Origin of the sequence: Bacillus infantis (genome assembly GCF_050107595.1) — a bacterium.
GTDB classification, from domain to species: Bacteria; Bacillota; Bacilli; order Bacillales; family Cytobacillaceae; genus Bacillus_AB; species Bacillus_AB infantis_C.
The window spans coordinates 232,187-254,341 of record NZ_JBNILH010000004.1 but is presented as its reverse complement, the minus strand read 5'-3'; the positions used below and the strand labels follow the sequence as shown (position 1 = coordinate 254,341).

The window sequence follows — 22,155 nt, the reverse complement described above, 5'->3', positions numbered from 1 at the left end:
GGCGCCTCAAAGTGCCGCAGCAGCCTGAGAAAAGCTTTACTGTATAATGAAAAGGAGGAGTTCATCTATGAATTATAACATTCGTGGTGAAAACATTGAGGTAACTCCAGCGATTAGAGAATACGTAGAGAAGAAGATTGCGAAACTGGAAAAATATTTTACTGAAACTCCTGATGCAAATGTACATGTAAACTTAAAAACGTATAATAACAACCGCTCCAAAGTGGAAGTGACCATTCCAATGCAGAATCTGGTGCTCCGCGCTGAGGAGGATCATGAAGATATGTATGCGGCGATCGATTTGATTGTGGATAAGCTCGAAAGGCAAATCCGCAAGCATAAGACGAAGGTGAACCGCAAGTTCCGTGAGAAGGGCAGCCCGACGCTGATGTTTGCTTCTTTTGATGAACCGGAGGCACCGGTCCTGGAAGAAGAGGATAATGAGCTGGAAGTTGTCCGCCAGAAGAGCTTTGACCTGAAGCCGATGGACAATGAAGAGGCCATCCTGCAGATGAATCTTCTCGGCCACAGCTTCTATGTATTCACAAACGCGGAAACGAACCGCACCAATGTTGTCTATAAGCGCAGAGATGGCCGCTACGGCCTGATTGAAGCTCAATAATGATAAAGAGACCCTGCCCGTCATTCGGGCAGGGTCTTGCTTTTACCGGCTCTAGAAGCTGCAGTAGATGTATTGCCTGACACCAGCTATACGCGAGGCGGGTTCTTGACCTCCAGCATGGATGCTGCCTGGTACCCGGTCTCTATGATGCTGATAAATACCGTGAACATCATCAGCTGCTTGATCTTCTTTATTTTCACTGCAGCAGCTCCTCCGTTAACTGCGGACAATCGTAATTTCATCTAAGTCGGCACTTTTAACGCCTTCGTTAAAGATCATCCGCGTTTTAAAGCGGTACGACCTCTTTTTCGCGGAAGGCAGGAGCGCTTCCGGCAGGCTGAAGTGGAACGGCATATGGTTGCACTCGTCAGATTCAATTCTTTTTGACGTCAGGATGGTGCTGGAGTCTATGACTTGCTCTCCCATTTCATCAGTCATCACAAGGTCGCATTCGATCCGCTTGATCTGCTGGTCGATCGTGCCTCCCTCGATGTTGAAATAGCCGCAGATGCTCTCGCCGGGCTGATAGCTCAGCTTAGGCAATATCAGGTCTATCCTGGCCGATCCGACACCAATCAATGACATATACTTTCGTAAAAGCAACATAAATCTCTCCTATTAGTTTTTTTGTGTTTTATTATTTTGTTAGTCTTTAGATGTCCAGTTTAAACTTCATTTTGGAACTTTCTCTCTTTACATTCCCTGCTCCTTCTGGCATTCCAGCCACAAAGCTCTTTTCTTTCATATGCACGCCCGCAGTGATTTACCACACTTGTCTGCCAAAAAAGGCGCATGTCCCACAACGGAAAAAGACCTTTGCCGATGCTGGAATCTTCCAGCGCGGCAAAGGCCTTTTTAGAGCATAAATAAAGACCTTTACCGTTCAGGCAAAGGTCTGGCTAACAGAATCAGGTCTGCCAGCAAAGCCGAGAGCGGATGCTCTGTAATGACGACTATGCTGTAAAAGCTACTCCCCTTTGTGGGAGACGTGCTATGAATTTATAGATTTATTGTACAAAATATGATGGGAAAAATCAATGATTTTTATAAAAGCAATTTCTTAAGGGTCTTGCAATGGCTTCTTACAAGCTTAGCATATGCAAACAGCGTCCAGGACAGAAGGGATGCATTGCTGTCCGGTAACGAAATAAAGTAAATGGATAGGCAAACCAGTTATAGAGCGGTATAATTAGAAAATAATAATAATTTGGGCAGCCCTCCCGGTATGGTGTCTGGAGGGCTGCCGGATGCCCGTTTTGCGGGCAGGCCGGAAAGGATGGAAAGGTGAATCAGCTATGAAGCATACAGACATATTCTTAGCCTTTTTCAGGGTAGGAATCCTGGGCTATGGCGGCGGCCCGTCCTCAATCCCGCTCGTCCATAAAGAAGTTGTGGAAAAATACAAGTGGATGGATTCAGATGAGTTCGGCGATGTGCTTGCGCTCGGCAACGCGCTCCCGGGACCGATTGCCACGAAAATGGCCGGCTATATCGGCTACCGGGTTGCCGGGGTCTTGGGAATGCTGAATGCCATTGCCGCAACGATCGTGCCGACGATCATTCTGATGGTGCTTCTCCTGACCGTACTGAATTCTTATAAAGACCAGCCCTGGGTGCAGGGGATGTCCGCTGCAGTCGTGCCTGTGGTTGCCGTCATGCTCGCGACCCTGACCTGGGACTTTGTGAAAAAATCAGTCAAGTCGAATCTCGGCTGGGCCTGGACACTGGTTTTTATCGCTGGAAGCCTGGTTGTATTGGAGGTCCTGAACGTTCATCCCGCAATCATCATTATCGGTTTATTGCTCGGGGCGCTCCTTAAAAAAGATTCAGCAGGTAAAGATGGGAAAAAGGAGAAAAGCTCAGCATGATATATATCCAGATATTTTTAGCATTTTTCATCCCCGGAATCCTGGGCTATGGCGGAGGCCCGGCATCCATCCCGCTGGTTGAGAATGAAGTGGTTGACCGCTACGGCTGGCTCAGCACAAGCGAGTTCAGCGAGATGCTGGCAATGGGGAATACATTGCCAGGCCCGATTGCGACAAAGATGGCCGGTTATATCGGCTATGAGCAGGGCGGTGTTTTGGGTGCCGCTGTCGGCGTCTTTGCAACTGTTGCCCCGTCGCTCATCCTGATGATCGGCCTCCTTGGACTGCTGATGAAATACAAGGAATCGCCACGCGTCAAACGAATGACCGTCGTTATAAGGCCAGTCATCGCCGTCCTTCTTGGAATCATGACGTACGATTTCCTGTTTTCCTCTTATGAGGGAGCGGGCCTCTGGCAGACCATTTTCATCGGGCTTGTCAGCTTCGTGCTTATGGAAAAGTTCAAGGTGCATCCTGCATATGTTATTGCCGGGTCGCTTGTTTATGGCGGAATATTTTTGGGATAAGAGAAAAAGAAAAGAACCGAATCCAAATTGGATTCGGTTCTTCTATTTTGAGCCTGTTATCTCCGATCAGTTAACTTTAAACTTCCCAAGCTCCCGTTTCATTTCTTCTGTCAGTCCTTCAAGTTCCATGACTTTTTCGCTGACCTGCTCGAATGAGCGCAGCTGGGCGTCAGTGGTTGCAGAAATTTCTTCTGTTCCGGCCGCGGTTTCTTCGGTGACGGCGGAGACATTTTCAATGGCTGCGATCACCTGCTGGCTCATGCTGGCGGACTTTTCTGTACCTTCGGTGAGGGTGGTCAGCTGGTCATAAATTCCGGCAACATGGCCGGCGATGGTGAAGAAGCTGTCTTCTGTTTCTTTGATGGACCCAAGCTGTTCGCCGGTCAGCCTGCTGCCCAGCTCTGTTGCATTCAGGATGGTAGAAACGCCCTGCTTGATGCTTGATACCATGCTGGTGATCAGGACAGTGGCTTTTGAGCTGTCGTCTGCCAGCTTCCGGACTTCTTCAGCAACGACGGCAAAGCCTTTGCCTGCCTCGCCGGCGCGGGCAGCTTCAATAGCTGCATTGAGTGCAAGCAGATTAGTCTGCTCGGCAATTTCCCTGACCGTATTGGCCGCGTTCTCGATTTTGCCTGTATACTCGGCAAATTCCTGGACGGATGTTTTGATCCCTTCCGATGAGCTGGATAGCTGCCCTGCAAAGGCTGCCTGCTTTTCTAGCGACTTGCGGCCGTCATCGATGGAAGTCAATGCCTCCATGCTTGCCTGAAGTGATGCCTGGCTTTCCTGCTGTACCAGTACGAAGTTGTCTCCCATACTCCTCATCAGTTCGGCAGTTGACTGAATATCCTCGGAAATCGCCTGGCTGCCCTTGGCGAGCTCTTCGGTTGAAACGGCAACCTGGCTGCTGCTTTCCGACACGCTTTCCATATAGCCGGACACTTCTTTGGAAAAAGCAGATACTTGTTTGCCGACGCCATCAATAGATTCAACGGTTGATTTTACATTGCTGATCATGTCCGCAAAGGCTGAACGCAGAAGGTCTATTTCGTATTTGCTCGCTGGCTTTGCTTTTTTAATGTCAATCGTTAAATCTCCTCTGGCGACCTGACCTGCCTGCTGAACGATTTCATTAAGCGGCCCTGTGATTTTTCTTGCTGCAATCCATGAAAAGCCGCCTGAGAGGATGATCAGCAGGACGCTGGCAATCAGGGAGGAGATGACGATAAAGCGGATCTGGTTTTCCATCTGTGATGTTTTTGTTTCGTACCATTCATCAGATTGCTTATCCAGCAGGTAGAAGTCATTCATGATGCCTGCGATTCGGATGGACTGCCTCTTGATTTCAGGCTGGTTCCCGCTTGCGAGGGCATCGCCCGCTTCTTTTGTTAAGGTGTTGAATTTATTCTCAGCCTTGGCAAAGGTGGCCTTCTGGTCAGCCTCGCTAATCTCAGATTTCAGCTGCTTCATGAGTTTGCTGATGCTCTCCAGCATGCTGGAGGCTTCCTGTTTATTCGCATCTGTCCCGGTTGCAGCAGCGTTGGCCATTGACTGCCGGGCACTGACAAAGTCACCGTTCAGATTTTCTATCTGAAGGAGGATTTCTACGTCTTTCTTCGTAGAGTTCTGGAGGTCCAGAATCTCGGTGATCATATAGCCGATGATAATAGTTGATAAGATAAGAGGAATGATGGCTATCATCATTAATCGATTGCGCAGTCTCATGCTTTTGCCTCCTTTATTGTTTAGTTGAATTTACAGTGATGTCGCCGGCGATGATTTCATCCTTGGCTGCTGTAAGGGCTTGTTTCTGTTCATCTGTGAATGGGAAGGCCCGCAGCTCTGCAAGACCGACGCCGTTTTCGGCCAGGCCTAGAACAAAGGAATGCTGCTCGATTTTCCCTTTTTCTTTTAAAAGCTTGGCCATGTCATACACGGCCACATCGATATTTTTCAGCATGCTTGTCACAATGGCTTTTTCTGCGACAAAGAATTGGTCAGAGTCAACTCCGGCTGCGTGAACCATCTTTTCCTGGGCCTTCTTAAGTGCACCATATCCGGTAAACCCGGCTGCAGGATAAATGAAATCCGCTCCTTTAGCAATCTGGGCTTCAGCAATCTTGCCTCCGAGCTCCGCATCGCTGAATGTGCCTGCATATTCTGTCAGAATCTTGATATCAGGCTTTACGTGCCTGGCACCCTCGATGAATCCCTGTTCAAAATGGTGGATGACTTCTGCATCCTCGCCGCCGATGAAGCCGAGTGTGTTTGATTTGCTGGCCATGGCTGCGGCCATTCCGACCAGGAAGCTGCCTTCATGCTCTTTGAATGTAATGGAAGCAATATTAGGCAATTCTGATACGGCATCAATCAATAGAAATTGCTGCTTAGGATATTTTTTTGCTGTTTTTTCAAGCGCTTCTTGTGAAGAAAAACCGAGGGCGATGACAAGGTCATTTTTATCCTCTACAAGCTCTGTCAGTTTTTCCTCTAAATCTCCGTCTGGTGCCTCTTTATAATCAAACAGGATGCCAAGTTCATCGCGGGCCCTTTCAAGGCCGCGGAAGGCCGAGTCATTAAAGGAGTCGTCCCCCAATCCTGTCGTCGACATTAAAACGCCAATTTTATATCCCTTTTCCTGCTTCTCCTCTGCTGCATCACCTGGTAATGAGCATCCGGCCAGGAGCAGAATGGCAAGCAGAAGCAGGCTTAATTTCTTTATCAATTTCATTCACCTCATTTATAATTTCTCACGGTGAATATATCGACAAAATCAGACAGTTATTTAGGAATGGCAGGAGAAATTGTTGAAGAAAGCGAACTGGTAAAATGTGAGATTATTAGGAGGGATTTTATGACTTTTTCAATCATTGGCTATGATCCGGAGGAAAAGGAATGGGGGATTGCGGTCCAATCCAAATTTTTAGGTGTCGGTGCGGTCGTGCCTTTTGCGAAGGCAGGCGTTGGGGCGGTGGCGACACAGTCTTATGCGAACACAGCTTACGGTCCGCAGGCTCTCCAATTAATGGAGCAGGGGAAGACTGCCCAGGAGGCACTTGATCTCATTACAGCCGAAGACCCTGACAAGGAACTGCGCCAGGTCGGAATCGTTGATTTCGATGGCAGCGGGGCTACTTATACAGGAAACGGCTGCTATGACTGGGCCGGCGGGACTGCAGGCACATATTTCGCAGCGCAGGGCAATATTTTAGTAGATGAAAATACAGTAAAGGCGATGGCTGATACTTTTACCAACAGTGAAGGCACCCTGGCAGAACGGCTGCTTGCTGCCCTTGATGCCGGCCAGGAAGCAGGCGGGGACAGCCGCGGCCAGCAGTCAGCAGCTTTATTGGTCGTAAAAGAAAAGGGCGGGTATGGCGGCTTTAATGACCGCTATATTGATCTGCGTGTCGATGACCATCCTGACCCGATTACGGAATTGATCCGAATCTACCATCTGCAGCAGCTTTATTTTGCACCGAGCAGAGAGGGCAGGGTTGCTGACATTGAAGGAGATGTGGAGACAGAACTGGGCAGCCAGCTCGTGAGACTCGGCTATCTTGAGAAAAAGGCATCTGGCGGGGAGTTATACAAAGCGCTGAAAACCTATATCCATACAGAAAACTTCGAAGAGCGCGAGCAGGCTGAGGGAAAAATAGATTTGGATATACTGGAATATATGAAGAAACAGGAATAGCAGCTGCCTTTTGGCGGCTGTTTTTCTCTATGGAGGTTTCCATTTGGCAGTGGTTATGCTAAAAATAATATACAGACAATGAATGGAAAAGGGTGCAACATATTGAATACATTTTTCGGATGGCTGTTTAAAAAGAATTACCGCAATCTGAGTGACCTGGTCTCACTCGGAGTGCTGCTGCTCTTAGTAAGGCTGATTGACTTTGGCCCGGTGCGGGAGAATATCTATCTGCTGATTCCGGTGCTGGTGGTGCTTTTTGTCCTGGTGCGTGTGCTGGAAACCATTACAGCCAAATTCCTCGGCGACCAGAATAAGAAGCTGGAGTATAGCACGTTCGCTTTTTCTGTGCTGGGGATAGTGGTTGTTACTTCTTTATTGCGGTTTTGAGCAGGGCCGGTGCTCCATTGTGTGGGGGTGCCGGTTTTTTTTGTGGTTATTTGGTAATATTTGTATTATTGGTAGAATAATGTGTTTTTTATGTAGAATCAATGCGATTTTTGGTAGAATTACATGAATTTCTTGTAGAAAAAATAAAATTTTATGTAGAATACCCGTTGGTTAGCTGTATTGGATTGGAATTTCTGATTCAAAAACTAGGATAATGATTCAAAAATCATTCAAAACATGAAAATTACACCCGTCAGCCTCAAAATCAATCCACATTAACATAAATTCTCGCCTATTTGCCAGCCTGACCTCCTAAAAATCATTCACCCCATTTACCACATACTTCGTGCACTTTCTCACAATTGTTGTCACTCTATAGAGGAAGTGGTAGAATTAAGGAGGAAACCTGCGATTTTTTGCAGGAGGAGATAGCTGCTGTAATAGCGAAAGGTACAGGAGCGGCAGTTGCCATAGAGGCTGCTGTTTATTTTTCATAAAAAGCTCTGAGGCCAATTGATGAGCCCATATCCAATATAAAGGAGCGTTTTTGATGCTTGGGATTTTAAACAAAGTTTTCGATCAAAATAAACGCGATTTGAAGAAACTGTCAAAGAAGGCGGAGCAGATTGATGCCCTGGCTTCCACTATAGATAAACTGACTGATGACCAGCTGCGTGACAAGACGGCTGAATTCAAGATGCGTCTGGGTAAAGGCGAGACCCTTGATGACATTCTTGTCGAAGCATTTGCTGTTGTACGTGAGGCAGCAAAGCGTGTGCTCGGCCTTTATCCTTATCCGGTCCAGCTGATGGGGGGCGTGTCCCTTCATGAGGGTAATATTTCCGAGATGAAAACCGGTGAAGGTAAAACACTGACAGCCACAATGCCGGTATACCTGAATGCCCTGGCAGGAAAAGGCGTGCACGTTGTAACGGTCAACGAATATCTGGCCAGCCGTGATGCGACGGAAATGGGCCGCTTGTATGAATTCCTTGGCCTCACTGTCGGACTGAACCTGAACGGACTTTCAAAAGAAGAAAAGCAGGCTGCCTATGCGGCTGATATCACTTACGGCACGAATAATGAGCTTGGCTTTGACTATCTGCGCGACAATATGGTCCTTTATAAAGAGCAGAAGGTCCAGCGCCCGCTGTATTATGCCGTAATCGATGAAGTCGACAGCATCCTGATCGATGAGGCGCGTACACCGCTCATCATTTCCGGGTCTGCGCAAAAGTCTGCCCAGCTTTATATCCAGGCTAATGCTTTTGTCCGCAACCTGAAAAGAGAAGATGATTACACTTATGATGAAAAAACAAAGGGAGTCCAGCTGACAGAGGAAGGGATGACGAAGGCAGAGAAAGCTTTCGGGATTGATAATCTGTTCGACATTTCCCATGTGGCGATCAACCACCATATCACACAGGCGCTGAAGGCGCATGCGAGCATGCATCTTGATGTCGATTATGTCGTCCAGGACGGCGAAATCGTCATCGTTGACCAGTTCACAGGACGTCTGATGAAGGGGCGCCGCTACAGCGACGGTCTCCACCAGGCAATCGAAGCCAAGGAAGGCCTGGAGATCCAGAACGAAAGCATGACGCTTGCTACAATCACTTTCCAGAACTATTTCCGTATGTACGAAAAGCTGGCCGGTATGACAGGTACAGCGAAGACAGAGGAAGAGGAATTCCGCAATATTTACAATATGTATGTAACGGTCATTCCGACGAACAGGCCGATTGCCCGTGATGACCGTGCAGATCTGATTTATGCCAGCATGGACGGAAAATTCCGCGCGGTTGTCGAGGATATCGCCGAGCGCAACCAGAAGGGCCAGCCTGTGCTTGTTGGTACGGTGGCCATCGAGACATCTGAAATCATTTCTAAATATCTGACGAAAAAAGGCATCCGCCACGATGTCCTGAATGCGAAAAACCATGAACGGGAAGCGGAAATCATTGCCCATGCCGGTGAAAAAGGCTCTGTAACCATCGCCACGAATATGGCGGGACGCGGTACTGACATTAAGCTTGGCGAAGGCGTGAAGGAAGTCGGAGGCCTTGCCGTCATCGGTACGGAGAGGCATGAAAGCCGCCGGATCGATAACCAGCTCCGCGGACGTTCCGGACGCCAGGGGGATCCAGGTGTGACGCAGTTCTATCTTTCCATGGAAGATGAATTGATGCGCCGCTTCGGGTCTGACAATATGAAATCAATGATGGAGCGCCTTGGCATGGACGACAGCCAGCCGATCCAGAGCAAGATGGTATCGAGAGCGGTTGAATCTGCGCAGAAACGCGTTGAGGGCAATAACTTTGATGCCCGTAAGCAGCTTCTGTCATATGATGATGTATTGCGCCAGCAGCGTGAAATCCTTTATGCACAGCGCAATGAGGTGCTTGAGTCTGAAAACCTCCGCGAAATTGCCGAGAAGATGATCCAGGCTGCCCTGCAGCGTAATGTCGAGGCTTTTGCCCCTGCTGTCGAGGATGAAGAGAACTGGAATCTGGATGGACTGCTTGATTATGTGAACGGCAACCTTCTCAATGAAGGCGACCTCACTGTCAATGACCTGCGCGGCAAGGATACAGAGGAAATCTTTGAAACCATCTATGCGAAGGTAAAAGAGCGCTATGATGAAAAAGAAGAAATTCTTGCTGAAGATCAGATGCGCGAGTTCGAAAAGGTTGTTGTGCTCCGTGCGGTCGATAGCAAGTGGATTGACCATATCGATGCAATGGACCAGCTTCGCCAGGGAATTCATCTGCGCGCTTACGGTCAGATTGATCCGCTGCGCGAATACCAGCATGAAGGCTTTGCAATGTTCGAGAACATGATTGCCAGCATTGAAGAAGATGTGGCCAAGTACATCATGAAAGCGGAAATCCGCAACAACCTTCAGCGTGAAGAAGTGGCCAAGGGCCAGGCAGTCAACCCGAAGGAAAACGAAGGCGGAAAAGTGAAGAAAAAACCGGCCGTTAAGCAAATGGATATCGGCCGCAACGACAGCTGCATCTGCGGAAGCGGCAAAAAGTACAAAAACTGCTGCGGCAAAGAAGCTTAAGCATAAGAACAGAAGAGGGCCGGTAAAGCTCGATCAGCTTTGCCTGCTCTCTTTTTCCTGATACACTGTAAAAAAACTATTTAGAGGTGACTGGAATGGAATTAGCAGACATTCGCAATGAGTTAGAGAGAACAGCTAAGGTATTAGCGGACTTTAGGGGGTCTCTTTGACTTAGAAAACAAAGAGGCGCGCATCGCCGAGCTTGATGAAGAAATGCTGCACCCGAATTTCTGGGATGACCAGAAAGCGGCACAGGTTGTCATCAGCGAGTCGAATGCTCTGAAAGATCAGGTCCATGAATTTCATGACCTGTTTGAAACATTTGAAAATCTGGAGCTGACTTATGAGCTTGTGAAGGAAGAAAGCGATGAGGATCTCCAGAATGAGCTTGCCGAAGAGCTGACCGAGCTGAGCAAGCGACTTGCACAGTTTGAACTGCAGCTATTGCTGAGCGAGGAATATGATAAAAATAATGCCATCCTTGAACTTCATCCTGGAGCAGGCGGTACAGAATCCCAGGACTGGGGCTCCATGCTGCTGCGCATGTACACACGCTGGGCAGAGAAAAAGGGCTTCAAGGTTGAGACGCTTGATTATCTGCCGGGTGATGAGGCCGGGATCAAAAGTGTAACACTCGCGATAAAGGGGCATAATGCCTACGGTTATCTAAAAGCAGAAAAAGGCGTTCACCGCCTAGTCCGGATTTCGCCGTTCGATTCTTCAGGCCGCCGCCATACCTCTTTCGTTTCATGTGAGGTTATGCCGGAGTTCAATGATGAAATCGAAATCGATATCCGTACAGAAGATCTGAAAATCGATACGTACCGGGCAAGCGGCGCTGGCGGACAGCATATCAATACAACAGACTCAGCTGTCCGGATCACTCACTTGCCGACGAATGTCGTGGTAACCTGCCAGACCGAGCGTTCCCAGATCAAGAACCGTGAGCGCGCTATGAAAATGCTCCAGGCTAAGCTCTATCAAAAGAAAATTGAAGAGCAGGAGCAGGAGCTTCTGGAAATCCGCGGCGAGCAGAAGGAAATCGGCTGGGGCAGCCAGATCCGTTCATACGTATTCCACCCGTACAGCATGGTCAAGGACCACCGCACAAGCACGGAATCAGGAAACGTCCAGGGTGTAATGGACGGCGATCTCGATCCGTTCATTAATGCTTATCTGCGTTCAAGACTGAGCTTATAATATTGAAGGAAAAGCCTTTGCCGGAAATGGCAAAGGCTTTTTTATGCGGATTATGTGTGGGACATTTGATGAGGAATGTAAGGAGCTTTTTATACTTTTATCGTCTTTTTCAGCTGGTTAATCTCTTTATCATGGACACCAGTTTTCTTGCTTAAGTACTCAATATCAATCTTAGCAGCGTTCAGTTCATTGGAGACCACCTGGTACAGCTTTTCATGATGATCAAGCTTTGTTTCAATTTGTTTAAAATGGCTTCTCATTTCAGTGGTTAAGTTGTCGAACCTTTCATCCATAGCATCGAAACGCTTGTCCATGCCGCCTAGCCTTAGTTCTACTGTATCTAACCTATTTTCTACAGAATCCAGCCTAGTCTCAACATTGGTAAGTCTGTTCTCAATCGAATCAAGCCTTTTATCCACACCATCAAACCGGCTGTTCAACTGTGATCCAAGGTCCGTCATCTGCTCCTGCATGCTGACAAGGATTTGTTCGAGCGCCTTCTCCATGTTTTTCTCACCTCCTTTTCGACATTATACCACTTTTCTGTATGCGGGAATCCATCTTGTATATTTTTGTAAAAAAGATAAAAACTAAAGATACCATTAGTTTAGTTTATCTGATTCCCGTAGATCCATACACTTCCGCTCCACTCCTTTAATACGTCACTTTATTGGCATTTACAGCCTTTTTTCAACATGCTATACTCACTGTCGGCTATGAAAAGCCTCTGGAAGAAAAAAAGTAAACAGGAAACTTTCGACAAAGTCTCGGAAGATGCCTGTCACCAATAAAGGAGCAGGATGCAAGTGAGCAGGAAAAAGAGGGGAAGTACATATAACCCTGGGGCGGAGCGGGCGCTTGAGTATTTGTTTGTGCTTGTGGGATCCGGGATTGTGGCGGTGGCGTTCAATGTGTTTTTGCTGCCGAACCGGATTGCTTCCGGCGGTGTGAGCGGGATCAGTACGATATTGGACGCATTGGTTGGCTGGGAGCCGGCTTATGTGCAGTGGGCATTTAATATTCCGCTGTTCGTCGCAGGGCTGATATTCTTAGGCAGGCAGTTTGGGGCAAAGACCTTGGCCGGAACCATTTTCCTGCCGTTTGTCGTATTTTTGACGAGCCGTGCGGAGCCATGGACACAGGATCCGCTTCTTGGCGCCCTGTTCGGAGGAATCGGGGTCGGCCTTGGGCTTGGGATTGTATTCCGCGGGAAGGCTTCAACGGGAGGCACCGATCTGGCGGCTCAGATCATCAATAAATATACGGGGCTGACCCTTGGGACATGTGTGGCTATCATTGATGGCTTGATCGTCCTGTCTGCAGCGGTCATCTTTGATATTGAAAGAGGGTTGTATGCACTTATTGCCCTTTATGTGACAACCAAGACGATTGATTTGATCCAGGTTGGCTTCAGCCGTTCCAAAATGGCCATGATTATAACAGACAATCAGGCAGCTGTCAGGGAAGGCATTTTGAATAAAATTGACCGCGGAGTGACAAAACTATCAGCATATGGCGGATATACCGACCATGAACGCCCTATCCTGATGTGTGTTGTTGATCAGACGGAGTTCACTAAATTGAAACAACTCGTCAAGACCATAGATCCTCAAGCGTTTATTATAGTAATGGATGCATCTGAAGTGCTCGGCGAAGGCTTTAAGCGCGCCTAGGCCTGCGGATGTCCGGAAATAATCCGGTTCTAGGGAGGTATGTATAATGAAGAAGAAATTGATGATGATTTTTATGGGAGCATCCTTAGTCCTTGCTGCGTGCGGAGGCGGGGAAGAAGCAAATGAAGGCAGCGAATCGGCAGGAGCGGGCGATCCGCAAAAAATGTTCACCCAGAAATGCTCAAGCTGCCATGGCGACAATCTGCAGGGCGGGGTTGGGCCGAGCCTTGAGAAAATCGGATCACAGCTTTCCCAGGAAGAAATTGAAAAGACGATTGCAGAAGGCAAAGGTGCCATGCCGCCAAGGCTTCTTGAAGGCGAGGATGCCGCTGCGGTGGCAGAATGGCTGGCAGCTAAAAAGTAAGAGGAAAGAAACCGCTGTGTCCTACTTTAGTAGGAGAGCGGTTTTTTTATTTCTAAAAATAAGAAGGTTTTTCCAGTGTTTTTGTCGTATTTTAGAAAATTACGATACCCGATTTTAGGAATAAAGAATCATTTTTTATACAAATGAAAAGAAACTGTAATATTTTTTTCCGTTATTTTGACAAAGTATGATGTTATAATGGGTTGAGTGAGAATACGAACAAGCTGCTTTTAGTAGTTTTGTGTTTAATTTTGTCACGTTTTTATAAACACTGTTGTCGAATTGCTGTCGATTTATAGCGAAAAGTAAATTCTATTCTTAACACTAAACTACAGGTGATATAAATGATCGAAATGCAAGACGTATATAAGAAGTATTCCAACGGAGTAACTGCTGCCAACGGGATAAACGTACGGATCAAGCAAGGAGAGTTTGTATATGTTGTAGGTCCGAGCGGGGCCGGCAAATCAACCTTCATCAAAATGATGTACAGGGAAGAGAGGCCGACATCCGGTACGATTATGATAAATGGCGTGAATCTTGAAAAGCTGAGGTCAAACAAAGTACCGCTGCTCCGCCGAAACATCGGCGTTGTATTCCAGGATTTCAAGCTGCTTCCTACTTTGACAGTTTACGAGAATGTCGCATTCGCCCTTGAAGTTATCGAGGAGCAGCCAAAATATATTAAAAAACAGGTTATGGAAACCCTTGAGCTGGTCAACCTGAAGCATAAGGCCCGCATGCTGCCGACTGAACTGTCAGGCGGGGAGCAGCAGCGTGTATCCATTGCCCGCTCCATCGTGAATTCACCGAAGGTAGTCATTGCCGATGAGCCTACCGGGAACCTTGATCCCGAAACCTCATGGGAAATCATGAATATCTTTGATGAAATCAATACGAGGGGCACAACCGTCGTAATGGCGACGCACAACAAAGAGATCGTAAATACAATCAAGCATCGCGTAATTGCCATTGAAGGCGGAAAAATTATACGGGATGAGCAGAGGGGGGATTACGGTTATGAAAGCTAGAACCCTTCGCCGTCACATCAGGGAAAGCTTTAAAAGCCTCGGCCGGAATGGATGGATGACATTCGCATCCGCCAGTGCGGTGACTGTCACTCTTATCCTGGTCGGTGTGTTTTTCGTTATTATGATGAATCTCAATCAAGTGGCTACCACCATTGAAGAGGACGTGGAAATCCGCGTTCACATCGATGTTGCTGCAAATGAGCAGGATCAGCAGGTTTTACGGAATAAAATAGAACAGATACCCGAAGTGGGAAGCGTCGAATTTTCAGCAAAGGAAGAAGAATTGACCAATCTGATAGACAGTCTTGGGGATGAAGGCCAGGCCTTCAAGCTTTTTGAACAGGACAATCCGTTGAACGATGTATTTATCGTAAAGACGAAAAACCCGGAAGATACAATGAAGGCGGCAGAGAAGATTGAAAAGCTGCAATATGCGACAAAGGTAAAATACGGACAGGGACAGGTAGAAAAGCTGTTCAGCTTTATCAAGACCAGCCGGAATGTCGGCCTTGTCCTGGTAGTGGGGCTGCTGTTCACCGCCATGTTCCTGATTTCAAATACAATTAAAATAACAATCGTAGCAAGAAGAAGAGAAATTGAGATTATGAAGCTGGTAGGGGCGACCAATGCCTTTATCCGCTGGCCGTTCTTCCTTGAAGGGCTGTGGCTGGGAGTGCTGGGTGCGATCCTTCCGATTGTGCTGGTCGCAACCACATATAATTATGCCTATGATTATATCTCGCCAAGGCTTCAAGGCCATTTCATCCAGCTGCTGGAATTCAATCCATTTGTCTACCAGGTATCCGCACTCCTCATTCTGATGGGAGCATTGATCGGAGTCTGGGGCAGCCTGATGAGTGTCCGCAAATTCCTAAAAGTATAAAAGAAAAGATGCATGGAAGGGCCCTGCAGGGGGGAACCATACTCCGGGCCCTTTATGCGTCATAGAATAGACGTATGAATAGTATGAAAAGTTTCAAAAACATATAGAAGACGATCTAACCCGTACATATGGCCTCATTGGAAAGGAGAAATCGGAACTTGAAAAAATCAATAGCGGCGTTTTCTTTTGCCACGGCTGTCGGTCTGGGAAGCATCTTTGGAGGCATCCCTGCCAGCCAGGCATCAGCAAGCAAAATCAGTGATCTGGAAAGCAAGAAAAATCAAATCCAGGAGCAGCGCTCCGGCAATGACAGCAAGATTAACAGCGCAGATTCAGAGATTAATAGACTTCAGGGTGAGCAGGACCAGGTGAGCAAGGAGCTTGAGCGCCTGAGCCTGTCCATCTCCGATACGGAAACAAAAATCAAGGAAAAAACAGAGCAGATTGCAGCAACGAAAGAAGAAATAGAAAAACTGAAGGCAGAGATCGTTGTCATCACTGACCGAATCAACAAGCGGAACGAAATGCTTAAGGACCGTGCCCGCTCCTTCCAGGAAAATGGCGGAATGGTCAGCTATCTGGATGTCCTGATGGGAGCACAGAACTTCAGCGATTTCATTGACCGCGTTGGGGCTGTGGCTACGATCGTGGAAGCAGACCAGGATATCCTGCGCGAGCACGAGGCAGACAAAAAGCTTCTTGAAGAGACTCAGGCAAAGGTGGAAAGCGAGCTTGCTTCCCTGGAGAAGATGCGCACCGATCTTGAGGCCATGAAGAAGCAGTTAGATGCACAGAAAGCTGAAAAGAACAAGCTGATGGCCAGCTTAAAGAATCAGGAAGAGCATAAGCACGCTGAAAAGCTGAATCTTGAAGAAGAAAACGAACTGCTGGCTGCCCAGGAAGCAGCCATCAAGCAGGCAATCGAGCTTGAGAAAAAGCACCAGGCAGAATTAGCAAGGCAGGCTGAGCTTGAGCGCCAAAGGCGTGCAGCAGCTGCGGCAGCTGCTGCGGCTGCCAAGAAAAACAGCTCAGCAGGAAGCAGCAGTAATAGCAGCGGTGGAGGCGGTGGCCCAGTATCATCCGCACCTTCGATTTCAGGAGGAAACTTCACGAAGCCTGCTGCAGGTGTTGTGACATCCGGACTTGGACAGCGCTGGGGAAGTTTCCACGCTGGTGTGGACATCGCTAAAAGCGGTACTGTCCCAGTTGTGGCAGCGGCAAATGGCGTTGTCATCAGATCATATTACTCCAGCAGCTATGGAAATGTCGTATTCATCTCCCATTCTATTGAGGGACAAGTATACACGACTGTTTATGCACATTTAAGCAGCCGCTCAATCGGCACAGGAGCGACTGTCTCAAAAGGTCAGCAGATCGGAATCATGGGCAACACCGGTGATTCACAAGGGCAGCATTTGCACTTCGAACTGCACAGAGGCCCTTGGAATGCAGCCAAATCCAATGCCATCAATCCAATCGGCATCGTACCGATGTAATAAAAAAGGAAGAAGCCTGGATGCTTCTTCCTTTTTTTTATGCACAAAAAGATCAGTCGGTCTTTTTTACAGGTGCGATCTCAAGGCCCTCCATGCTCAGCGCCTCATTGATGGCATGCTTGAGTGTGGCAAAACAGTGCTGGTCATTCAGCGTGATATTCCGCTCTGTCAGCTGCATGCTGATCTGCGGGGAGATTCCTACAATGAAAGGCTTGACACCCATCAGGGTGGTAGTTTTTGTCAGGTTATTCAAAAGCTCCAGAATATAGTCATCAACCGAGTTGATGCCTGTTATATCCACAATCAGTGTAGAGGGTTTATGAAGCAGAAGGCCTGAAAGAACCTTTTCGATGAGCTGTGATGAACGGTTCTCCTCAAATTTGCCCATTAAAGGAAGGACTGTAATGCCATCTATTACAGGGATAAGCGGAGAAGACAGATCATTCACCAGCTCGCTCAATTCTCTTGTACGCTGCTCGACTTTTCTTTCAAGTTCGAGGATTGCCTGCTGCTCTTTCTTTCGAATGCTGTCATGGATATTGTCTTGTGGTGTGATTTGGGAAGGGAAATAGCTGATTTCCGTGTAAGTACTTCCTTCAAAGGTGCTGGCTGTGATTTCATACCAGATGCTTGTGGCAAACAGGCCTGACAGCACACCTGCCCAGTGGCCCGGAATGAAGGCTCCTGCAGCGCTTTTTCCCTGGGCGCGGATGACCCTTTCTTCCCAGTCATTATTAAGACGCAGCATCGCCGTTCTTTTACCCATGGAATATTCGGTTATCTCAACCTGTCCCCATCCGGCACTTCTATAGAGTGAGGGAAGATATTCGATAATTGCCTCTACACTTTTGCCTGTGCTTTTATAAAATCTGCTTACATCCTCACCGGTTCTGTAGCCCGCTGTTTCAAGCACCAGTCTGGCAGAATCATCTCCTGCTACTTCTTCGATTGTGTTCATAAAGGTTTTCAGGGCTGTTTTGGTCCAAAGGAGAATGGCATCATCTCCTTCAAAATTAAGGGAACCGCTGCTTTCATTCCATTGGAAGGTCGTTTGCCCGATTTTATATTGATTATTAGTCATTTCATCCAAAAAGCTTTCCTCCTTCAGCCAGCAAGTTATTCATAAACTCCGTTACCATTTTACCCTTAAAGCAGGGGTGATTACCAATAAAAAGGGAAAGAGTGCGATTTAAAGCTAAGGGGAAAATGGATTCCATCATAACCTGTCCATATCTTTCATATAGTGAAATATCAAGCTTAAGGCTTATGAAAGGAAGATAGCTATGAATCGAAGAGTGATCGCTTTTTTTATGGCCGGGTCACTGCTGGCCGGATCGGGAGGGACGTATGCTGGAATGCAGTGGTTCTATCATTCGCAAAAAGAGGCAGGCCTTGAGCCCAAAGCCGGATTGGAAGGCAAGGAAGATTCAGGCAGCGCTGCACCGGAGGAGCTCGGGAAGGTAGGCCAGGCGTATGAGCTGATTCTCGGAAGCTATGTAGAGAAGGTAGAGGGAGAGCGGCTGGTAGAAGGGGCCATCCAGGGAATGCTTTCTACACTGGATGATCCTTATTCGGTATATATGAACGAAGAAACGGCCAGGCAATTCAATGAAACGCTTGAATCATCGTTTGAAGGGATCGGAGCGGAAGTGAGCATGCTGGAAGGCAAGATGATTATTGTATCTCCTTTTAAGGATTCTCCTGCAGAGAAAGCCGGCCTGAAGCCAAACGACCAGATCCTGAAGGTGGATGGTGAAAGTGTTGAAGGCCTTGATTTATATGAAGCCACATTGAAAATCCGCGGTGAAAAAGGAACCAATGTTATGCTGGAAATACGGAGGCAGGGTCTTCAGGAGCCGCTGACAGTAAAGGTGAAAAGAGATGAAATTCCGCAGATCACCGTCTATGCGGATATGAAAAAAGAAAACGATAAAAAAATCGGCCATATCGAAATTACGACTTTTTCTGAGGAAACAGCAAAAGAATTCAGCAAGGAGCTGAAAAAGCTTGAGAAAGAGGGATTGGATGGACTGATCATCGATGTGCGCGGCAATCCGGGGGGACTGCTGTCCAGCGTCGAGGAAATTCTGAAAGGTCTCGTTACTAAAGAAAAGCCGTATGTTCAGATTCAAAAAAGGAACGGAGATAAAACAAGATATTTTTCAGAGCTTGAGAAAGAAAAAGACTATCCGGTAGCCGTTCTGATTGATAAAGGCAGTGCGTCTGCGTCTGAAATTCTTGCCGGAGCACTGGAGGAAGGGGCAGGCTACCCGCTCATCGGAGAATCCACCTTTGGAAAAGGGACAGTCCAGCAGCCCGTTCCGATGGGGGATGGAAGCAATATTAAACTGACATTGTTCAAATGGCTGACGCCGGATGGAAATTGGATTCATAGGAAAGGGATCAAGCCGACGATTGAAGTCGTACAGCCGGAGATCTTCCATACCCACCCGCTTAATCTGGAGAAACCGCTTGTGCTTGATATGAATAATGAGCAGGTGAAAAATGCCCAGATCATGCTTGATGGGCTCGGCCTGTCGCCTGGACGGAAGGACGGCTATTTCAGTGAAGCGACCGAAACGGCGGTCAAAGCATTCCAGCAGCATCAGGGGATGGAGGCAACAGGCAAGATTGACAGCAAGACCGCTGCTGAACTTGAACAGGCGATTATCGCCGAAACCAAGAAAGAAGAAAATGATATTCAGCTTAAGGCCGCCATCCGATATCTCAGCAGATGACCGGTATGGTGCCAGGCACTATTTGCTGAAAAGCCGCTTATGGAGCGGGTAATTTGATTCAGGTACCAGGCACGGATAAGGGCTGCAGCTGTCTGTAATATTCGCCATATCGAATATTACAGACAGCTGCCCTGTTTTTTTGATAGAATAGAAGTAATAGAAACTTTTATACTAGAGGTTGGTGGAAGGATTTGATTCAGGAGTGGCTTTTGGAGCTGGCAAAGGGTGCGGGAAAGCTTTTGCTGAATCCCGTGTTTTATTATCTGTTCTTTGCAGCGGCACTGCTTGGCGTTTCCAGAGTGAAGCGCGAGCGCAGGAATTTTCATATCAGGGTGGAAAATGCCTACTTTGAGCTGCGCCAGCTGGTTCCGGCGGGACTTGCAGCAGGTCTGGTTCTTTCTGTGATTACTCTGGGAACCGGCATGGTGATCCCGATTGAGCTTGTATGGCTGACAGCGGCATTCACCATTCTTTGGAGCCTGACAGGAAGGATCCGGCTGCTTGCCCCGGCTTATACGGTGGGCGCGGCATTTTTCGCCAGCATTTACATCATTGACAGGGGCTTTAGCATCCCGCTCATTGAAGCTGCCGGCAATTGGACGGATGACATGCTTTTCCCCGCAGGTGCGTCTCTGCTTGCTCTTTTGATGATTGGAGAAGCAGTATTGATTTTGCGGAACGGCGGCCGGGCAACGTCTCCTAAGCTTATTAAAAGCAAAAGGGGCCAGACAATCGGTGTCCACGAAACGAAAAGGCTTTGGCTGCTGCCCCTATTTTTGCTCGTCCCTGGCGATGCAATCTCAGCTATGTTCGGCTGGTGGCCCTTATTTTCCATTGGGGACAGCTCTTACTCAATCATTTTTGTTCCCTTTTCGGTAGGTTTCCATCAGCAGGTCCAGGGAATGCTCCCGGATTCAGCTGTCAAGCGGACTGGCAGAAGGCTGCTTGTCTTTTCCGTCGTCCTGCTCCTGCTTTCGGCAGCCGGCTATTGGTATCCACTGGCGTCTATTGTTATTACTGCACTGGCTGTCCTCGGAAGAGAATTCATCACATACCGCCAAAAGGTATATGACCGGAACCAGCCTTTCTTTTTCTCAAGAAGAAACGAGGGCCTTGTTGTTCTCGGAGTCAAGCCGGGCACGCCCGCAGAATCGATGGGCCTTAAAACCGGTGAACTTGTTTCGAAGGTGAATGGCCTGAAGGTCCAGGATGAAAATGAATTATACAATGCCCTTCAGCGCAACGGAGCCCATTGCAAATTGGAAGTGTTCGACGTAAATGGACAGATCCGCTTTGTCCAGAAAGCATTATATGAAGGTGACCATCATGAGCTCGGCATTCTGTTTGTGCAGGATGAGTGGAAGAAAGATGAGCGGGCTGTTTGATGGCCAGCAAAAATGCCGGCTGCAATTTAACGCAGCCGGCTTTTTTGCATAGACTCCATTCTCCCTGCTGGTATACACTGGAATTAGATAACAAAAAAGGAAAAGGGGTGTCCTGTTCATGATCAAATTCGGCGTCATCGGCACAAACTGGATTACGGAAAAATTGGTGCTTGCCGGGAAAGAGCTGGAGGATTTTCAGCTGGCTGCTGTGTATTCAAGAACACGTGATAAAGGCGAAAAGTTTGCAGAGAAGTTCGGTGCAGAGCATATATTCACAGATTTGGAGGCTATGGCTAAAAGCGAAATGATAGATGCGGTATATATTGCAAGCCCCAATTCGCTTCATAGCGGGCAGGCAGAGCTGTTTTTGCGAAATGGGAAGCATGTGCTTTGTGAAAAGCCGGCAGCTTCAAATACGGCTGAGCTGAAAAGGATGATCGAGGCTGCTAAAGAACATAATGTGCTGTTCATGGAAGCGGTGAAAACGACATTTTATCCCAATTTCCAGCAGATCAGGGAGCATTTGCCGAGGATAGGGAAAGTGAGGCAATACTTCGCCCACTATTGCCAGTATGACTCCAGGTATGAAGATTACAAGGAAGGAAGGCAGGCAAATGCCTTTGATCCGAAGCTGTCCAACGGGGCTTTAATGGATGTCGGCGTGTATGCCATTTATCCTATGCTCGTCCTATTCGGCAAGCCGGAAAGCTTAAAGGCAAGCGGATACTTGCTGGAAACCGGTTCGGATGCATCCGGAAGCATAGTCTTCACCTATGATGATATGGATGCGGCTGTCCTTTTTTCAAAGATTACGGATTCCTCCCTGCCGGCCGAAATACAGGGGGAGAAGGGATCGATAAAGATAGACCGGATTTCCGCAATGGACGTGGTGGAGCTGCATCTGCGCAATCAGGAGCCTGAAATCATCTCTGCAGCCCAGAATAATAACAGCCTTTTCTATGAGCTCCAGGAATTTATCCGTCTCGTCAAGGCGGGGGAAACAGAATCGGACATAAACACATTCCAAAACTCTTTGCTAGTCATGGAACTGCTGGATGAGGCGCGAAAGCAGATGGGGGTCGTTTACCCGGCAGACATTAAAAGAAATGCTCCAGACGTTGAACACTAAATATTCTTAACAAACTTAATAATAGAACTTTAGGTATTTATTCCTATTTTTAGTATAATCCTGCTATGATTTATATGTAACTTTTTAA

20 protein-coding genes are annotated in these 22,155 nt (G+C 47.7%); 15 read left to right on the top strand and 5 right to left on the bottom strand.

All coding sequences use genetic code 11. The features are described from left to right. The first annotated feature begins 67 nt into the window (after positions 1-67). Positions 68-622 carry a ribosome hibernation-promoting factor, HPF/YfiA family gene (gene hpf / locus ACQCVH_RS10575; RefSeq protein WP_426835628.1) on the top strand — a complete coding sequence of 185 codons (555 nt, stop codon included), beginning with the start codon at positions 68-70 and terminating at the stop codon, positions 620-622. A gap of 216 nt (positions 623-838) precedes the next feature. On the opposite strand, the gene ACQCVH_RS10570 is transcribed toward hpf, so the two are convergent. Beyond that, the gene (locus ACQCVH_RS10570; RefSeq protein ID WP_426835627.1) at positions 839-1,228 is read right to left on the bottom strand and encodes a sporulation protein; all 390 of its coding nucleotides are present in this window, start codon (positions 1,226-1,228) and stop codon (positions 839-841) included. A gap of 689 nt (positions 1,229-1,917) precedes the next feature. On the opposite strand from ACQCVH_RS10570, the gene ACQCVH_RS10565 reads away from it, so the two are divergent. Beyond that, positions 1,918-2,490, top strand: a complete 573-nt coding sequence (locus tag ACQCVH_RS10565) for a chromate transporter (RefSeq protein WP_426835626.1) — start codon at positions 1,918-1,920, stop codon at positions 2,488-2,490. Then, the gene (locus ACQCVH_RS10560) at positions 2,487-3,017 is read left to right on the top strand and encodes a chromate transporter (protein ID WP_094768488.1); all 531 of its coding nucleotides are present in this window, start codon (positions 2,487-2,489) and stop codon (positions 3,015-3,017) included. The genes ACQCVH_RS10565 and ACQCVH_RS10560 overlap by 4 nt, the downstream gene beginning before the upstream one ends. Positions 3,018-3,083: 66 nt before the next feature. On the opposite strand, the gene ACQCVH_RS10555 is transcribed toward ACQCVH_RS10560, so the two are convergent. Together ACQCVH_RS10555 and ACQCVH_RS10550 are read right to left on the bottom strand one after the other, a co-directional pair. Further along, positions 3,084-4,742, bottom strand: coding sequence for a methyl-accepting chemotaxis protein (locus tag ACQCVH_RS10555; RefSeq protein ID WP_426835625.1), 1,659 nt, complete (start codon positions 4,740-4,742; stop codon positions 3,084-3,086). 13 nt (positions 4,743-4,755) lie between these two features. Further along, positions 4,756-5,748: a BMP family lipoprotein gene (locus tag ACQCVH_RS10550; protein ID WP_426835624.1), complete on the bottom strand. Its 993-nt coding sequence runs from the start codon at positions 5,746-5,748 to the stop codon at positions 4,756-4,758. Positions 5,749-5,871: 123 nt separating this feature from the next. On the opposite strand from ACQCVH_RS10550, the gene ACQCVH_RS10545 reads away from it, so the two are divergent. The 4 genes from ACQCVH_RS10545 to prfB all read left to right on the top strand — a co-directional run bounded on the left by ACQCVH_RS10545 (position 5,872) and on the right by prfB (position 11,368). Next, positions 5,872-6,714, top strand: a complete 843-nt coding sequence (locus tag ACQCVH_RS10545) for a DUF1028 domain-containing protein (RefSeq protein WP_426835623.1) — start codon at positions 5,872-5,874, stop codon at positions 6,712-6,714. A gap of 102 nt (positions 6,715-6,816) precedes the next feature. Continuing rightward, positions 6,817-7,101, top strand: coding sequence for a hypothetical protein (locus ACQCVH_RS10540; protein WP_148949662.1), 285 nt, complete (start codon positions 6,817-6,819; stop codon positions 7,099-7,101). A 550-nt stretch (positions 7,102-7,651) separates the two neighbouring features. Next, complete coding sequence (secA, locus tag ACQCVH_RS10535) at positions 7,652-10,168, top strand: preprotein translocase subunit SecA (RefSeq protein ID WP_426835622.1); 2,517 nt, start codon at positions 7,652-7,654, stop codon at positions 10,166-10,168. A gap of 95 nt (positions 10,169-10,263) precedes the next feature. Continuing rightward, positions 10,264-11,368, top strand: a protein-coding gene (gene prfB, locus ACQCVH_RS10530; RefSeq protein WP_224902622.1) for a peptide chain release factor 2 whose coding sequence is annotated in 2 segments (ribosomal slippage) — positions 10,264-10,335 and positions 10,337-11,368 — 1,104 coding nt in all. Because the reading frame shifts where the segments join, the coding sequence is not laid out codon by codon here. A gap of 89 nt (positions 11,369-11,457) precedes the next feature. On the opposite strand, the gene ACQCVH_RS10525 is transcribed toward prfB, so the two are convergent. Further along, positions 11,458-11,874, bottom strand: a complete 417-nt coding sequence (locus ACQCVH_RS10525; RefSeq protein WP_426835621.1) for a hypothetical protein — start codon at positions 11,872-11,874, stop codon at positions 11,458-11,460. Positions 11,875-12,168: 294 nt separating this feature from the next. On the opposite strand from ACQCVH_RS10525, the gene ACQCVH_RS10520 reads away from it, so the two are divergent. The 5 genes from ACQCVH_RS10520 (at position 12,169) to ACQCVH_RS10500 (ending at position 16,815) form a co-directional block, all read left to right on the top strand. After that, positions 12,169-13,041, top strand: coding sequence for a YitT family protein (locus tag ACQCVH_RS10520; RefSeq protein ID WP_426835620.1), 873 nt, complete (start codon positions 12,169-12,171; stop codon positions 13,039-13,041). Between the two features lie 46 nt (positions 13,042-13,087). Continuing rightward, entirely contained in the window at positions 13,088-13,405 is a 318-nt protein-coding gene (gene cccB / locus ACQCVH_RS10515; RefSeq protein WP_009793010.1) for a cytochrome c551, read from the top strand. A gap of 344 nt (positions 13,406-13,749) precedes the next feature. Further along, complete coding sequence (ftsE, locus tag ACQCVH_RS10510; protein ID WP_426835619.1) at positions 13,750-14,436, top strand: cell division ATP-binding protein FtsE; 687 nt, start codon at positions 13,750-13,752, stop codon at positions 14,434-14,436. Next, a complete protein-coding gene (gene ftsX, locus ACQCVH_RS10505; RefSeq protein ID WP_426835618.1) occupies positions 14,426-15,319 on the top strand; it encodes a permease-like cell division protein FtsX in 894 nt (297 codons plus the stop codon). Before ftsE ends, ftsX begins: the two co-directional genes overlap by 11 nt. A gap of 158 nt (positions 15,320-15,477) precedes the next feature. After that, complete coding sequence (locus ACQCVH_RS10500; RefSeq protein ID WP_426835617.1) at positions 15,478-16,815, top strand: murein hydrolase activator EnvC family protein; 1,338 nt, start codon at positions 15,478-15,480, stop codon at positions 16,813-16,815. 52 nt (positions 16,816-16,867) lie between these two features. On the opposite strand, the gene ACQCVH_RS10495 is transcribed toward ACQCVH_RS10500, so the two are convergent. Then, positions 16,868-17,896: an STAS domain-containing protein gene (locus ACQCVH_RS10495; RefSeq protein WP_426835829.1), complete on the bottom strand. Its 1,029-nt coding sequence runs from the start codon at positions 17,894-17,896 to the stop codon at positions 16,868-16,870. Positions 17,897-18,098: 202 nt separating this feature from the next. Here ACQCVH_RS10495 and ACQCVH_RS10490 point away from each other — a divergent pair, with 202 nt between their 5' ends. The 3 genes from ACQCVH_RS10490 to ACQCVH_RS10480 all read left to right on the top strand — a co-directional run bounded on the left by ACQCVH_RS10490 (position 18,099) and on the right by ACQCVH_RS10480 (position 22,067). Next, a complete protein-coding gene (locus ACQCVH_RS10490) occupies positions 18,099-19,553 on the top strand; it encodes a S41 family peptidase (protein ID WP_426835616.1) in 1,455 nt (484 codons plus the stop codon). Positions 19,554-19,744: 191 nt separating this feature from the next. Continuing rightward, a complete protein-coding gene (locus ACQCVH_RS10485) occupies positions 19,745-20,938 on the top strand; it encodes a PDZ domain-containing protein (RefSeq protein WP_426835615.1) in 1,194 nt (397 codons plus the stop codon). Positions 20,939-21,056: 118 nt separating this feature from the next. Beyond that, on the top strand, positions 21,057-22,067 hold the full coding sequence (locus tag ACQCVH_RS10480; RefSeq protein ID WP_426835614.1) for a Gfo/Idh/MocA family protein: 1,011 nt from the start codon (positions 21,057-21,059) through the stop codon (positions 22,065-22,067). Positions 22,068-22,155: the final 88 nt, after the last annotated feature.

Bases quoted from the DNA above. Each gene is read 5' to 3' on its own strand.
- hpf (WP_426835628.1), top strand. From the start codon at position 68: ATGAATTATAACATTCGTGGTGAAAACATTGAGGTAACTCCAGCGATT.
- ACQCVH_RS10570 (WP_426835627.1), bottom strand. From the start codon at position 1,228: ATGTTGCTTTTACGAAAGTATATGTCATTGATTGGTGTCGGATCGGCC.
- ACQCVH_RS10565 (WP_426835626.1), top strand. From the start codon at position 1,918: ATGAAGCATACAGACATATTCTTAGCCTTTTTCAGGGTAGGAATCCTG.
- ACQCVH_RS10560 (WP_094768488.1), top strand. From the start codon at position 2,487: ATGATATATATCCAGATATTTTTAGCATTTTTCATCCCCGGAATCCTG.
- ACQCVH_RS10555 (WP_426835625.1), bottom strand. From the start codon at position 4,742: ATGAGACTGCGCAATCGATTAATGATGATAGCCATCATTCCTCTTATC.
- ACQCVH_RS10550 (WP_426835624.1), bottom strand. From the start codon at position 5,748: ATGAAATTGATAAAGAAATTAAGCCTGCTTCTGCTTGCCATTCTGCTC.
- ACQCVH_RS10545 (WP_426835623.1), top strand. From the start codon at position 5,872: ATGACTTTTTCAATCATTGGCTATGATCCGGAGGAAAAGGAATGGGGG.
- secA (WP_426835622.1), top strand. From the start codon at position 7,652: ATGCTTGGGATTTTAAACAAAGTTTTCGATCAAAATAAACGCGATTTG.
- ACQCVH_RS10525 (WP_426835621.1), bottom strand. From the start codon at position 11,874: ATGGAGAAGGCGCTCGAACAAATCCTTGTCAGCATGCAGGAGCAGATG.
- ACQCVH_RS10520 (WP_426835620.1), top strand. From the start codon at position 12,169: ATGCAAGTGAGCAGGAAAAAGAGGGGAAGTACATATAACCCTGGGGCG.
- cccB (WP_009793010.1), top strand. From the start codon at position 13,088: ATGAAGAAGAAATTGATGATGATTTTTATGGGAGCATCCTTAGTCCTT.
- ftsE (WP_426835619.1), top strand. From the start codon at position 13,750: ATGATCGAAATGCAAGACGTATATAAGAAGTATTCCAACGGAGTAACT.
- ftsX (WP_426835618.1), top strand. From the start codon at position 14,426: ATGAAAGCTAGAACCCTTCGCCGTCACATCAGGGAAAGCTTTAAAAGC.
- ACQCVH_RS10495 (WP_426835829.1), bottom strand. From the start codon at position 17,896: ATGACTAATAATCAATATAAAATCGGGCAAACGACCTTCCAATGGAAT.
- ACQCVH_RS10490 (WP_426835616.1), top strand. From the start codon at position 18,099: ATGAATCGAAGAGTGATCGCTTTTTTTATGGCCGGGTCACTGCTGGCC.
- ACQCVH_RS10480 (WP_426835614.1), top strand. From the start codon at position 21,057: ATGATCAAATTCGGCGTCATCGGCACAAACTGGATTACGGAAAAATTG.